Genomic DNA, 12,985 nt, shown 5'->3' with positions numbered 1-12,985 from the left:
TGCTCGCATTGATAACAATTCGTGTTTCGGGTACTGTCGTGGCATTTGACGCGGCGCCCCAAGGCGGCGCGAGAGCAGGTCGGAGGCCTTGGAATGGCGAACAAGCAGATCAACGGGCGGCCCGTCGCCGGGCCATCACAGGCTAGCCCCAGCGATGTGGTGACGGCTGGCGCAGCGGCAAGGAACAGCCTGCTGGGCGTCTCCTGTGCGCTGGCGCTGGCGCTGGCGCTGGGGCACAGCGGGGTAGCCCAGGCACAGAACACGGCGGACAATCTCGGCGACGAGGCCCTGGCGGCCCAGACGACCCAGGCCGAGCTGCAGGCGCGGATCGATCAGGCCGACGACGAGGTGCGTCAGCGTATCGAGGCGCTGCGCCAGGCCGAGCAGGAGGCCCAGCGGCTTCAGTCCTACAACCAGGCGCTGGCCCCCCAGCTTGAGCAGCTCAAGGCGACCCTCGAGCAGCGCAGTCAGGGCATGGCGACCATGGCCGAGACCCGCGACGCCCTGCCGGGCCTGTTGAACGACATGACCCGCCGCCTCGACGCCTGGGTCGATCAGGACGTGCCATTCCTCCATGGCGAGCGCAAGGCCCGGGTGGCGTCGCTCGAGGCCTCCCTGGCCAACCCCGAGCTGACCGCAGCCGAGAAGCTCGAGCGGGTGCTGGCGGCCTGGCGTGCCGAGCTCGACTATGGGCGCGATCTCGATGCCTGGCGCGGCACCCTGGAAGAGGGCGATCAGACCCGCGAGGTCGACTTCCTGCGACTGGGACGCGTGGGCTGGTACTACCTGACCCCGGATGGCCAGAACGGTGGCGTATGGAACGACGGAGATTGGCAGTCGCTGTCCGCTGCCGAGCGCGACCAGGTGGAGAAGGGCCTGCAGATCGTGCGTGACCAGCGTGCACCGGAACTGCTGACGCTGCCGCTGACCCAACCGATCGAGGAGCGTTCCTGATGGTGTCTTTGACGGATTTCCCGGTGTCGCTGAACCGGCACAACCCGATGGGCAAGGGCATCGCCCGCAGGCTGGTGCTGGGTGCCGCCGTGACCGCGCTGCTGGCCGCCGCTGCGCCTGCCGCCATGGCCCAGCAGCACAGCGATAGCGACAGCGTACTGTCGAGCTTCAAGCTGGAGCGAGAGGCCGCCGAGGCACGTGATCAGGCGAGGTTGGCCGAGCTGGTGGAGGACAGTGACGCGCTGTCCGCCGCGCTCGAGGAGGCCGAGGCCCGTCGTGACGCCGCCCGGGAAGAACGCGAGCGGCTGGAGGCCGAGATGGCCGAGGCGCGTCAGGCGCTGGACGAGATCGGTGCCCAGCGCGACGCCGAGGGCGGCGACCTCAACGCGGTGTTCAGCGCGGTGGCCGGCACCAGTGGTGAACTGAGAGACGATCTCGGCCAGAGCCTGCTGACCCTGGGCGCCGACGTCGAATTGCCACCGCGGCTGGACGACGACGCCATCCTGACCGTCGCCCAGATCGAGACCCTGGCCGACAGCCTGATGGGGCTGACCGCCGAGACCGGACTGGTGCGCCGATTCGAGGCGCCGGTGGCCGCAGGCAGCGGTGAGGTCGCGCCACGTCAGGTGACCCGTGTGGGTGACCTGATGGCCTTTGGCGGTGGCCAGTTGCTCGAGCGGGTCGGCGAAGAAGGGCGGCTCTCCGCCCTCGAGCACACCCCTGAGCGCGTTGGCGCTGTGCTCGACGCTTATCAGTCAGGTGATGGCCAGCTGCTGCCGGTGGATCCCGTCGACGGACGGGTGATCGAGGCGCTGTCGCGCCAGCCCACGCTGCTCGAGCGCTTCCATCAGGGCGGTGCGGTCGGCTATGTGGTGGTCGCCCTGGGCGCCCTGGGTCTTTTGATCGCCCTTGGCCAGTATCTGTACCTGCTGCGGGTCAGCATGACCACCCGTCGCCAGCTCGCCAACATGGATGAGCTGTCCAATGACAACCCCCTGGGCCGGGTGCTTCAGCGCTTCCACGCCTTTGGTGCCGGCCATGCTCCCGAAGCCCTGGAGGCACGTCTGGACGAGTCGATGCTGGCCGAGCAGCCGCGTCTCGAGCGCGGCCAGGCACTGGTCAAGATGCTCGCTGCGGTGGCGCCGCTGCTGGGCCTTTTAGGCACGGTGACCGGCATGATCGTGACCTTCCAGTCGATCACGGTGTTCGGCACCGGCGACCCCCAGTTGATGGCCGGCGGTATCAGTCAGGCGCTGGTGACCACGGTGCTGGGCTTGATCACCGCGGTACCGCTGCTGTTCGCCCATACCGCCATGTCGTCACGCTCGCGCGCCCTGATCGGCACCATGGAAGGCCGCGCCAGCGCGGTGCTGGCCGACCGTCTGGAAGCCGATCGCAAGGCGCTGCAACCGGCCACCGACGCAAAGCAAGGAAGCAGGCGCCATGCCGATGCACCCCTGGCTTGATCCCCTCGTCCGGCTGATCGACGCCGGCGGGCCGGTGCTGGTGGTGATCGCCGTGGTGGCCATGCTGCTGTTCTCGGTGGGGCTCGAGCGCTGGTGGTTCTTTCGCTTCCACTATCGCCCGGCCCGGGCCGAACTGATGCGCCGCTGGGTCGGGCGGCCCGATCACCAGAGCTGGAGTGCCCGCACCCTGCGCGAGGTCTGGGTAACGGAGCTGATCAGGCGCCTGCGTGGCCCCTTGCCCTGGTTGAAGCTTTTGGTCGTGATCTGCCCGCTGCTCGGACTGCTCGGCACCGTGACCGGCATGATCACGGTATTCGACAGCCTGTCCATGGCCGACAGCAACCAGGCCCGCGCCATGGCCGACGGCGTTGCCCGGGCCACCTTGCCGACCCTGACCGGGATGGCGGTGTCGGTGGTGGGGCTTCTGTTCATTACACGGCTTGAACATATCATTCGGCGCGAGGATCAGCGGCTGCACGACCGCCTTGCCCGCGCCGCGGAGGATGCACATGCGTAGACGTCGACTGTCCGCCGGCGCCGAAGAGGCCAGCGAGGTCAACCTGACCCCGATGCTGGACGTGGTCTTCATCATGCTGATCTTCTTCATCGTGACCACCAGCTTCATCAAGGAGAGCGGGGTGGAGATCGAGCGCCCCGAGTCCAGCGCCGCCTCTTCCCGTCCCGACGTCCAGGTGCTGGTGGCGATCACGCCGGAAGGCGCCTTGTGGGTGGACGGTGAGCCGGTGGACATCCATCGCGTCGGCACCACCGTCGCCGGCATGCTCTCCGAGGATGGTTCGGTGGTGATCCAGGCCGATCGCAACGCCGCTACCGGGGTGCTGATCGAGACCATGGACCGGCTGCGCGACGCCGGTGTCGACAAGGTTGCCGTCGCCGCCGAAAGGAGCTCCGACGCATGAGGCGAGTGGTCTCTCTGGCGGCGGGTAGCCTGCTGACCCTGGTACTGTTCGCCCTGCTGGCGCTGCTGGTGGTGCCACCGGAGGCCGAGCCTGAGCTGCGCGAGGAAATCACCCTGAGCCTGGCCGAGGCGGTGGCGCCCCAGGCCGAGGCCCCGGCGGAGGCCTCCGCTGCTTCGGCATCGGCGCCGCCACCTCCACCACCGGTGGCCGCCGCGCCGCCGCCGCCGAGCCCGGCCCAGACCGCTGTCAGCGAGATCCAGTTGCCGGACCCCGAGGTGGTACCGCCGCCACGCGAGCCCAAGGCGCTGGACAGCGCCTTGCCGGAGTTGACCGAGACGCCGCCAGAACCTGAGCCTGAGCCCGAACCTGAGCCCAGGCCCGAACCGAAACCCCGGCCGGAGCCGACGCCGCAGCCTGAGCCCGCACCGCAGCCCGAGCCCGCACCACAGCCATCGCCAGCGCCAGCGCCCAGCGTGGCCACCAATGCGACCAGCAACACGGGCAGCGCCAGCGCGGCAGGGGCCGGCGCCGCCGCGCCTGCCTCCAACGAGCCGGTGGACGTGGGCACCTCGGCCCGGGCCACGCGCAAGGTGCCGCCGGAGTACCCCCGCCGGGCCCAGCGTCGTGGGCTCGAGGGCTATGTGGTGATGCAATTTATCATCCGCGCCGACGGCAGCGTCGATCGCGGCAGCATTCAGGTACTCGAGGCCAGCCCCCGCCGGGTATTCGAGGACGCTGCGCGTCAGGCCATCGCCGGCTGGCGCTTCGAGGCGGCGTCAGGGCTTCGGCGGGCGCGTCAACGACTCGAGTTCCAGTTGAGATAGATGTCGAGATAGACATCGAGATAGCCACACAAGGGGTCGATCGCCATGGCAGTACTGTTGAAGACCACCCCGCTGGGGCGCTACCTGCAAGGCACTGGTGCCGCCCTGGCGCTGGGCCTGATGGCGGGTCTGGCCGGCGCACTGGCAAGTCCTGCGGCAAGCGCCGCGCCGACCCTGTCCGGTGGCATCATCGCCGACCTGAAAGGCCTCGAGCAGCGCCTGGCCGACGACCCGGCAGGGGTCGAGGCCAAGGCCGAGAGCCAGGCCGAGCGGCTCACCGGAGGCAACGCCTCGGACCGCTGGGCCAGGTCGCTCTACCTGCAGCTTGCCGCCGGGGCGGCGTCGGCCCAGAACCGGCCCGAGGAGGCCGCCGATCACCTGGCCAGCGCCCGCCGGATCGATGGGGTCGAGCAGGCCCAGCGAGATCGCTGGCTGCGCCAGGAGATTGAACAGCGCATCCAGGCGCAGCAACGTCAGCAGGCGAGAACGCTGTTGGAAGACTGGCTATCGCGCCACGAGGATGTCGAGGCGCTGTGGACCCTGGCCGAGCTGGCGGCCGCCGACGAGGACTGGGAGGCCGCCGCCGACGGGGTCGAACGGGCCAAGGCGGCGGACCCGCAGCCGAGTCAGGCGCGGCTCGATTTCGCCGGTGGCGTGATGCACAAGAGCGGTCGTCTCGATCAGGCCCTGGCGGCCCTGGAGGCGCGGCTTGCCACCGATCCTGCTGATGCCGATGCCTGGCGCCGGGCCGCGGCCATGGCCCAGCGCCTGGGTGATCCGGTCCGGGCCGCGGCGCTGTGGGAAGCCGGCTGGCGTCAGGGCGCCCTGTCCGGCAACGATGACCTTGAACGTCGCATCGAGCTTCACCTGGCCGCCGGTACCCCCGCACGCGCCGCCGAGCTGCTCGAACGGGCGCTGGCGGAAGGCGTCCTCGAGGATAGTGAGCAACGTCGCCGGTTGCTGGCCGAGGCCTGGTTTCAGGCTCGCGACCATGACCAGGCGCTGGACGCCTGGCAGACCCTTGCCGAGCGTTCCGACGCTGGCTCGGACTGGCTCCGGTTGGGACAGATTGCCGCAGGCTGGGGCCGCGAACAGACCGCGCGCGAGGCATTGAACCGCGCACTCGCCAAGGGCGAAGACGAGGCGAAAACCTGGCTGGGCGCGCTGTCCGCGGGCTCGCAGACGGGGCAGGGCGCGGCCGCTGAACCTGGCTCCGGCGCCACGGATTCACCTCGACCCTCCGATGAGGGCGCTGGCTGAGGCGGCTCGCTGCCTTGTGGCAAAAATGACCCTCAGCGTAGAATTCGCCCCATGAAGAATTCCAGAAGCCTCATATTGCTGGTCATCGTTCCCGCGGTGGCCGTGGTGCTGCTCGCGGCGGCCATCTTTGGCTCCCAGGCGATGTCCGACAGCCGTCTGGACGATGACGCGCGCGCCGCCCTGGCGGCGTCCCTTCAGACCTCGGCACCGATCGAGCTCGCCAACTTGCAGGAGGTGCGCTACGGCTATGGCGTGTGCGGCTCCTATCGGCTGGCATCGGACGAAGGCTTTGCCTCCTTCTATCTTAATACTCAGAGCGGCGAGGTGGAGCTGGACGTCAACTCCCGTCGTTTCAATACCCACTGTGGCCTGTCGGCGCTGTGCTGACGGTCTCCATCGACGGTGACCGGTGTTGGTCGGCGTTTGACGACTGACCCACCTTCGTCGACACAGGCTCGTGCCGGCACTTTCTCAAGGAGACGTTTTCATGCGCATGTTCAAGGGCACCCTGGTTGCCGGACTGCTGTCGCTGCTCGCGGCTACCCCGGTACTTGCTGCCGAGCTAGAGATCAGCGACGCCAGGCTGCGCATGCTGCCCGGCGACCGCCCCGGTGCCGGTTACTTCAAGCTCTACAATGCGGGCGACGAGCCGGCAGCGGTGGTCGGAGCAGAGACCGACGCCTACGCCTCGGTGGAGCTGCACATGAGCATGGAGAAAGACGGCATGGCCATGATGCACGGCGTCGAGCGCTTCGAAGTGTCCCCCGGCGAGACCCGCGAGTTCGCCCCCCAAGGTTATCACCTGATGTTCATGAAGCCGCAACAGTCGCTGAACATTGGCGATGACGTCGAGGTCCGCCTGATCCTCGAAGGGGATGAGCGCGTCGAGACGACCTTCGAGGTGGTCTCGCCGGCAGCGCTGTAACGACGCTCTTGATACAGCTGAGACTGCTGGGACAGTTAGGTCGGCAAAGTGATGTCGAGAGAACGGTGTCGGCAGAGCAGGGGCTGCAAAGTAGAGCCGAGACAACGGCCCATGAAATGAAAGCTACGAGGTTGGCAATGCGACAGGGCAGGACCGGCGGCAATGGCAGGGTGCAGAGAAGGGGAGCTGGTGCGAGCCAGGCAGTCGCCAAGGCTGGTGCGGTACTGCTGCTGACGGCTGCGATTTTTGCCCTTGCTGGCTGCGAGGACGTCAACTGGCGTGGCACCGACATCTCCGACGCCATGCCGGCGCTGGACTTCGAACTGATCGACGAGAACGGCCAGCCTGTCGATGAGGGTGACTACGCCGGCAAGACGACCCTGGTCTACTTCGGCTTCACCCACTGCCCGGACGTCTGTCCCACCGCGCTGGCGCGGCTGTCAGCGGCGATTCGGGAACTCGACGAGCCCACCCGCGACGCCGTCCGGGTGCTGTTCGTCTCGGTGGATCCCGAGCGCGACAGCCCCGAGGTGCTCGACGCCTATACCGAAGCCTTCGGGCCGCGGTTTATCGGCCTGACCGGCGACAAGGCGGCACTCGACGCTGTCACCAACCGCTACCGCGTCAGCTATCGTCTAGGCGAACCCGAGGCCGACGGCAGCTACGACGTCGATCATTCCAGCGCCATCTTCGCCTTCGATTCTGGCGGCGACGCCCGTCTGTTGATGCGTGACACCGACCCGGTGGACTCCATCGCCGCAGACATCCGAAGGCTGGTGGAGAAGGGGTAGGCGAGCGTCGACAGCGGATCAGCGCATCGCTTCCCAGTCGTCGGCATCCACCGCCGGGTCGAAGGGCGCATCGTAACGCAGGACGCTGCCCAGCAATTGCTCGAGGTCGGCAAGAACGGCGGCATCGTCGGGGTGGTAGCGACGTATCTCGACGCTAGGGTGTCCGCGCTCGTCGGTGACGATGACCGAGTCGCCGGTGGTTTCCACCTGGCGAAGGATGTGCATCGCGTGCGTCTTGAAGTGGGACTTCGATACGGTTTTCTTCATCGGGTCCCCCCTGTGGCCTTGTCGTGAGCAAGCTCGGCGTTGCGATGGGTTCTCGACCATCTCTCGGGCGGCTCTCGATCGGTTCTCAAGCGGTTCTCGATCGGTTCCAGGCCCGTTACAGATGAAACCTGTCTTCATCGACGATAACGCTGGGCCTTTCTTGCAGGAAATCCTCGTCGGCCCTCGGCAGGTCACGCAGGGAGCGCCAGGATGGCCGAACGGGGCGCAGCGTGATCACGTCTCCTTCCTTGGTGATCGCCAGCTCCCCAAGACCTTCATAGGCCATGTCGGCGGGAAGCTCGATGGTCTGCTTCTTGCTGTTCTGCTTCTTGCCGTTCTGGATGATTTTCACGGTACGCATGTTGCACCTCCTGCATGTGCGCTACCTGGGCAACGGTAGTCTCCTTGCAGGCCACTGCAAAGCAGATACCTTGCTTTATGGCGCAAGCCAAGGGGCACCTGGCGGACCGCTAGTGTGAACGGCGGTTTCGACAGAAGTGAACGGTGGCGAAGGGATCGGTCGGTTCGAGAGCTGGCTTGTGCAGGAGGGGCATCAGGAGAGGTGCATTAGACGATACCAGCGATATCAGCAAACGAGGGTCCTTGGATCAAGCGACCGCTGGTGCTGGTTCAGGGCGCTGGTTCAAGCCTCGGGTTTGAACACAAGGGCCAGCCGGTGGGCGGCCCTTGTTGCTGTTCGGGTGTCGAGACGGGGAGGGCGGCGCTAAAGATCCAGTTCGGTCCACACCGGGGCGTGGTCCGAGGGCTTTTCCATGGCGCGCAGGTCGTAGTCGATACCGGCGTCGGTGACGCGCTCGGACAGCGGTGCCGTGGTCAGGATATGGTCGATGCGAAGGCCCCGCTTGGGTTCGCGATCGAAGCCCTTCGAGCGATAGTCGAACCAGCTGAAACGATCGTCCACCTCGGGGTAGAGGCGGCGATAGCTGTCCTCGAGGCCCCAGGCCTTGATGCCATCCAGCCATTCGCGCTCGATCGGCTGAAAGCTGGTCTTGCCCTCGCGCAGCCAGCGCTTGCGGTTGGCCTCGCCGATGCCGATATCGATGTCGGCGGGCGAGATGTTGAAGTCGCCCATCACCGCCAGGCGTTCGCTGGGGGAGTGGTCCTCGTCGAGCAGGCGCTGGAGCTGGGCGTAGAAGGCGCGCTTGTGGGGAAACTTGGTCGGGTGCTCGATGTTCTCGCCCTGGGGGAAATAGCCGTTGTAGACCCATACAGGCTCGCCGTCGGCGGCGCGCAGACGCACGCCGATCATGCGGCGCTGGGCGTCTTCACCGTCGTCGGGAAAGCCATAGCGAACCTCCTCCGGGGCCTCGCGGGTCAGCATGGCGACGCCGTAGTGACCCTTCTGGCCATGGAAGTGCACCTGGTAGCCCATGGCTTCCACCGCCTCGCGGGGGAATTCACTGTCCTGGACCTTGGTTTCCTGCAAACCGATCAGGTCGGGCTGGTGGGAGGCGATCAGCGCCTCGAGCTGGTGCAGGCGTGCGCGGATGCCGTTGATGTTGAAGCACACCAGGCGCATTACTGCTCTCCCTTGTTGCTGTCGCTGTTACTGCTGTCTGGCCCCTTGCCTTCGGGGTGAATCTCGATCGACGGGGCGGCGCGCATGCGCTCCAGCCGGCGTGCGGCCTGGGCCTTGCGCTGCTGGCGCTTCTTGGCGGAGAAGCGCCGTGATGAGGTGACCTCATCGGGATTTTCGTGGCGCCACTGCTTGTAGTCCTTGCGCCGACCGGTACGGATGGTCACCTTGTCGGCCAGGGAACGGGTCTTCTTGCGGCGTGTCATGACGCGGGGCTCCTGTATTCAATGGGCACATTCTATCAGTGCGGGGCCGCCAGGACAGCCGCTAGACACGATTCGATGCGCATCGGGCAAGCCCAAACGGCCAGACGCTGGTACAATACCCGGCTTGAGGAAACTCGAGGGGGCCCTGTGCCGTTGCCTCGACGCTTTCCGCTTTCCTTCAACTTCTCTTCGAGACGGACACACAGCACAGCCTATGAGCGAGTCGGAACAGACCACCGCACCGGCCGAGAGCCGCAAGCCCAAGCGTCGTCGCCGCAAGCCGAGGCGCCGCCAGTCCAACTGGGATCTGCGCCAGTTTCAGGTGCCCGCCGTGGCGGGCAAGTGGCGGTTCCACGACTTCGATCTGCCGCTGCCGCTGATGCGCGCCATCCATGCGCTCGGGTTCGAGTACTGCACGCCGATTCAGGCCGAGGCCCTCACCCACACCCTGATGGGTGGAGACGTGGTGGGCAAGGCCCAGACCGGTACCGGCAAGACCGCCGCCTTCCTGATCTCCATGATGGCCTACTTCCTCGAGGAGGAGGTGCCGGATGGCCAGAAGCCGGGGACGCCGCGCGCACTGATCGTGGCGCCGACCCGCGAGCTTGCCTTGCAGATCGAGAAGGACGCCAAGGCCCTGGCGCGCTTCACCTCGCTCAAGGTGACCAGCGTCGTCGGTGGCATGGACTACCAGAAGCAGCGCGAGGGGCTTGCCGGCAACGTCGATATCCTGGTGGCCACTCCGGGCCGCCTTCTGGACTTCCAGCAGAAACGAGACATCGACCTTGGTCAGGTCGAGGTGCTGGTGCTGGACGAGGCCGATCGCATGCTGTCGATGGGCTTCATTCCCGACGTCAAGCGCATCATCCGCTACACGCCGAAGACCGAAGAGCGGCAGACCTTCCTGTTCTCCGCGACCTTCACCGAGGACATCCTCAACCTGGCCAGCCAGTGGACCCATCAGCCGGCCCACGTCGAGATCGCGGTCACCGTGGATAACGCCGCCGATATCGATCAGCGGGTGTACATGGTGGGCGACGAAGACAAGCAGCGACTGCTGGTCAACCTGCTGCAGCAGGAGTCGTTCGACCGGGTGATGGTGTTCGGCAATCGCCGCGATCTGGTGCGCAAGCTGCTGGACCTGCTGAAGAAGGCCGACATCAATGTGGCCATGCTGTCCGGCGATGTGCCGCAGAACCAGCGCATCCGCACCCTGGAGCAGTTCCGCGAGGGCGAGATTCAGGTGCTGGTGGCCACCGACGTGGCCGGCCGTGGCATCCATATCGAGGACGTCAGCCACGTGATCAACTACACCCTGCCCGAGGATCCGGAGGACTACGTCCACCGCATCGGGCGCACCGGCCGTGCCGGCGCCAAGGGCGTGTCGATCAGCTTCGTGGGTGAAGAAGACGCCTTCTCGCTGCCCGAAATCGAGCGCTTCATCGGCGACAAGCTGCCCTGCGAGCATCCGCCGGAAGGGCTTCTGTAAGCCCGTCAGGCGTTTGACGCTTGTACGCAGTCAGGGCCGGCCCAGCGCCGGCCCTTTGCGTCTCTTCCCCCTGTCCTTTTTCTCAATTGTCGTGGACCCGCCATGCTAGACGACGCCCTCAAGAGCGAGATTCAAAGCGCCTATCGTCGGGTGCTGGAGGCGCTGGAGCTGACCCCGCGCTACGGCCAGCGACTGATGATCGCCGAGATCTCCCGCACCCTGGCCGGCATCGAGACCGACGAGGATGGCAAGCGGGTGAGCGACGAGCACGTCTGCGTGCTGGAGGCGGGCACAGGTACCGGCAAGACCCTGGCCTACCTGCTGGCGGCGTTGCCGGTGGCCAAGGCGCGCGGCAAGCGCCTGGTGCTGGCCACCGCCACGGTGGCGCTGCAGGAGCAGGTACTGCACCAGGACCTGCCGTCGCTGAAGGCCCACAGCGGATTGTCCTTCGACTTTGCCCTGGCCAAGGGGCGCGGGCGCTACGTGTGCGTGGCCAAGCTCGACGCGGCCATGGACGGCGCCGAGGAAAACCCGACCCTGTCGCTGTTCGAGCAGAGCCTGGACGCCGCCACCGGCGATGACTTCAAGGCGCTGGTGGCTGCCATGGGAGACGCCTACGGCAACGGTCGCTGGGAAGGGGATCGCGATAGCTGGGGCGAGGCCATTGACGACGGCCATTGGCGGCGACTGACGGTGGATCACCGCCAGTGCACCAATCGCCGCTGCGGGCACTTCGGTGCCTGTGCCTTCTTTCGTGCTCGGCGCGACCTGGATCAGGCCGACGTCATCGTCGCCAACCATGATCTGGTGCTGGCGGATCTGGCGCTCGGCGGCGGCCTGGTGCTGCCCGACCCTGCCGACTGTATCTACGTCTTCGACGAGGGCCACCACCTGCCGGACAAGGCGATCTCCCACTTTACCCATCGCTTCAGCGTGGGCGGCGGGCTGCGCTGGCTGAGAAACCTCAGGGGCTCGCTGACCGAGCTGAATACGGCCCTGGGCGTGCAGCCGACTCTGGCGCGACTGCTGGGCGCACTGCCCACCGCGATGGAAGCGCTGGAGCCACGCCTGGGCGAGGTGTTTGCGCTGGGCCACCAGCTGGCCGAGCGGCCCCATGGGCTCAACGACGACGAGGACGGTGCTCAGCACCGCTTCGAGATGGGGCGTGTGCCCGAGGCCCTGCGGGCCCAGGCCGAGGCGCTGGTGGTGCCCTTCGCCGAGCTCTGCCGTCTGCTCGAGTCGATGACCGACATCCTGCGCGAGAGCCTGGACCCGGAGAAATCCACCGGCCTTGCCCGGGAGCAGGCCGAGGCCTGGCTGCCGCTGCTGGCGCTGCTGCACGGCCGGGCGCTGGAGGCCCACGCCCTGTGGCAGGCCTTTGCCGAGGGCGATCCGGCGGACGCGCCGCCGCGGGCACGCTGGCTGACCCTGGAGCGCTTCCAGGGCGAGCCCGAGCTGATCTTCTCGGCCAGCCCGGTATCTGCCGCCCATACCCTGGCGCGTTCGTTGTGGGGGCGCTGTCACGGCGCTGTGGTGACCTCGGCCACCCTGACCGCCCTGGGCCGTTTCGAGCGCCTGCAGGAGAGGGCGGGGCTGGCCAACCGCTATCGCTACCAGCGTCTGCCGAGTCCCTTCGACTATTCCCGAGCGGTGCTCAGCGTGCCCCGGGAGGCGGTGGACCCCGCCGACCGTGACGGCCACGAGCGGGCCATCGTCGACTTCGTCGAGGCTCTCGACGACAAGGAAGCGGTGCTGGTGCTGTTCTCGTCCCGGGCCCAGCTGCGCGGGGTGGAGAAGGCCCTGTCGCGGGAGCGTCGAGAGCGAGTGCTGGCCCAGGACCGTCTGCCCAAGCGCGAGCTGGTCAGCCGCCATCGCCAGCGTATCGACGCCGGCGAGGGCAGCATCCTGTTCGGTCTGGCGAGCTTCGCGGAGGGCATCGACCTGCCCGGCGACTACCTGACCCATGTGGTGATCACGCGGCTGCCGTTCGCCGTGCCGGACGACCCGGTGGGAGCGACGTTGGCGGAGTGGATCGAGAGCCAGGGCGGCAACCCGTTCATGCGCATCAGCGTGCCGGATGCCTCGATCAAGCTGGTCCAGGCCTGTGGTCGGTTGATCCGCAAGGAGGCCGACCGTGGCCGCATCACCTTGCTGGATCGCCGCGTGCTGACTCGCCGCTACGGCCGCGCGCTGCTCGACGCATTACCGCCCTTCGTGCGCGAGATCGACGGCGTAAGCCAGGCCGGCTGAGGGAAGCCGCGCCTCGCGAGCAGGCGTGATACACCG

15 protein-coding genes are annotated in these 12,985 nt (G+C 67.2%); 11 read left to right on the top strand and 4 right to left on the bottom strand.

Translation table 11 applies throughout. The annotated features are described in order from the left end of the window. The first annotated feature begins 93 nt into the window (after window positions 1–93). From NFI08_RS09310 to NFI08_RS09270, 9 genes are all read left to right on the top strand, one after another. Window positions 94–954 carry a DUF3450 domain-containing protein gene (locus NFI08_RS09310; protein WP_349588912.1) on the top strand — a complete coding sequence of 287 codons (861 nt, stop codon included), beginning with the start codon at window positions 94–96 and terminating at the stop codon, window positions 952–954. After that, window positions 954–2,420 (top strand): MotA/TolQ/ExbB proton channel family protein, encoded by a 1,467-nt coding sequence (locus NFI08_RS09305; RefSeq protein WP_349588909.1) that lies wholly within the window; start codon window positions 954–956, stop codon window positions 2,418–2,420. Before NFI08_RS09310 ends, NFI08_RS09305 begins: the two co-directional genes overlap by 1 nt. Further along, window positions 2,398–2,937: a MotA/TolQ/ExbB proton channel family protein gene (locus NFI08_RS09300; protein ID WP_222569344.1), complete on the top strand. Its 540-nt coding sequence runs from the start codon at window positions 2,398–2,400 to the stop codon at window positions 2,935–2,937. The genes NFI08_RS09305 and NFI08_RS09300 overlap by 23 nt, the downstream gene beginning before the upstream one ends. Further along, window positions 2,930–3,340 carry an ExbD/TolR family protein gene (locus tag NFI08_RS09295; RefSeq protein ID WP_108132694.1) on the top strand — a complete coding sequence of 137 codons (411 nt, stop codon included), beginning with the start codon at window positions 2,930–2,932 and terminating at the stop codon, window positions 3,338–3,340. The genes NFI08_RS09300 and NFI08_RS09295 overlap by 8 nt, the downstream gene beginning before the upstream one ends. Continuing rightward, window positions 3,337–4,164 (top strand): energy transducer TonB, encoded by an 828-nt coding sequence (locus NFI08_RS09290; protein ID WP_349588904.1) that lies wholly within the window; start codon window positions 3,337–3,339, stop codon window positions 4,162–4,164. Before NFI08_RS09295 ends, NFI08_RS09290 begins: the two co-directional genes overlap by 4 nt. 45 nt (window positions 4,165–4,209) lie before the next feature. Next, entirely contained in the window at window positions 4,210–5,424 is a 1,215-nt protein-coding gene (locus tag NFI08_RS09285) for a tetratricopeptide repeat protein (protein WP_222569346.1), read from the top strand. A 51-nt stretch (window positions 5,425–5,475) separates the two neighbouring features. Next, window positions 5,476–5,811, top strand: a complete 336-nt coding sequence (locus NFI08_RS09280; RefSeq protein ID WP_349588900.1) for a hypothetical protein — start codon at window positions 5,476–5,478, stop codon at window positions 5,809–5,811. A gap of 100 nt (window positions 5,812–5,911) precedes the next feature. After that, window positions 5,912–6,349 carry a copper chaperone PCu(A)C gene (locus NFI08_RS09275; protein WP_349588897.1) on the top strand — a complete coding sequence of 146 codons (438 nt, stop codon included), beginning with the start codon at window positions 5,912–5,914 and terminating at the stop codon, window positions 6,347–6,349. Between the two features lie 137 nt (window positions 6,350–6,486). Continuing rightward, window positions 6,487–7,140 carry an SCO family protein gene (locus NFI08_RS09270; protein WP_349588894.1) on the top strand — a complete coding sequence of 218 codons (654 nt, stop codon included), beginning with the start codon at window positions 6,487–6,489 and terminating at the stop codon, window positions 7,138–7,140. An 18-nt stretch (window positions 7,141–7,158) separates the two neighbouring features. On the opposite strand, the gene NFI08_RS09265 is transcribed toward NFI08_RS09270, so the two are convergent. The 4 genes from NFI08_RS09265 to NFI08_RS09250 form a co-directional block, all read right to left on the bottom strand. Continuing rightward, window positions 7,159–7,407, bottom strand: a complete 249-nt coding sequence (locus tag NFI08_RS09265) for a type II toxin-antitoxin system Phd/YefM family antitoxin (protein WP_349588891.1) — start codon at window positions 7,405–7,407, stop codon at window positions 7,159–7,161. 115 nt (window positions 7,408–7,522) lie between these two features. Then, window positions 7,523–7,768, bottom strand: a complete 246-nt coding sequence (locus NFI08_RS09260; RefSeq protein WP_213228654.1) for an AbrB/MazE/SpoVT family DNA-binding domain-containing protein — start codon at window positions 7,766–7,768, stop codon at window positions 7,523–7,525. Window positions 7,769–8,131: 363 nt separating this feature from the next. Continuing rightward, on the bottom strand, window positions 8,132–8,947 hold the full coding sequence (xthA, locus tag NFI08_RS09255) for an exodeoxyribonuclease III (RefSeq protein WP_349588886.1): 816 nt from the start codon (window positions 8,945–8,947) through the stop codon (window positions 8,132–8,134). Further along, window positions 8,947–9,210, bottom strand: coding sequence for a hypothetical protein (locus NFI08_RS09250; RefSeq protein WP_045993474.1), 264 nt, complete (start codon window positions 9,208–9,210; stop codon window positions 8,947–8,949). Before NFI08_RS09250 ends, xthA begins: the two co-directional genes overlap by 1 nt. Before the next feature lie 214 nt (window positions 9,211–9,424). On the opposite strand from NFI08_RS09250, the gene rhlB reads away from it, so the two are divergent. Beyond that, window positions 9,425–10,699, top strand: coding sequence for an ATP-dependent RNA helicase RhlB (gene rhlB / locus NFI08_RS09245; RefSeq protein WP_124804378.1), 1,275 nt, complete (start codon window positions 9,425–9,427; stop codon window positions 10,697–10,699). Window positions 10,700–10,801: 102 nt separating this feature from the next. Continuing rightward, window positions 10,802–12,949, top strand: coding sequence for an ATP-dependent DNA helicase DinG (gene dinG, locus NFI08_RS09240; protein WP_108447691.1), 2,148 nt, complete (start codon window positions 10,802–10,804; stop codon window positions 12,947–12,949). The last annotated feature ends 36 nt before the right edge of the window (window positions 12,950–12,985 follow it).

Source organism: Halomonas sp. EF61 (assembly GCF_040147045.1).
GTDB classification, from domain to species: Bacteria; Pseudomonadota; Gammaproteobacteria; order Pseudomonadales; family Halomonadaceae; genus Halomonas; species Halomonas litopenaei.
Note: the sequence above shows the minus strand (reverse complement) of the source record. Positions and strands in the feature narration are given on the sequence as shown.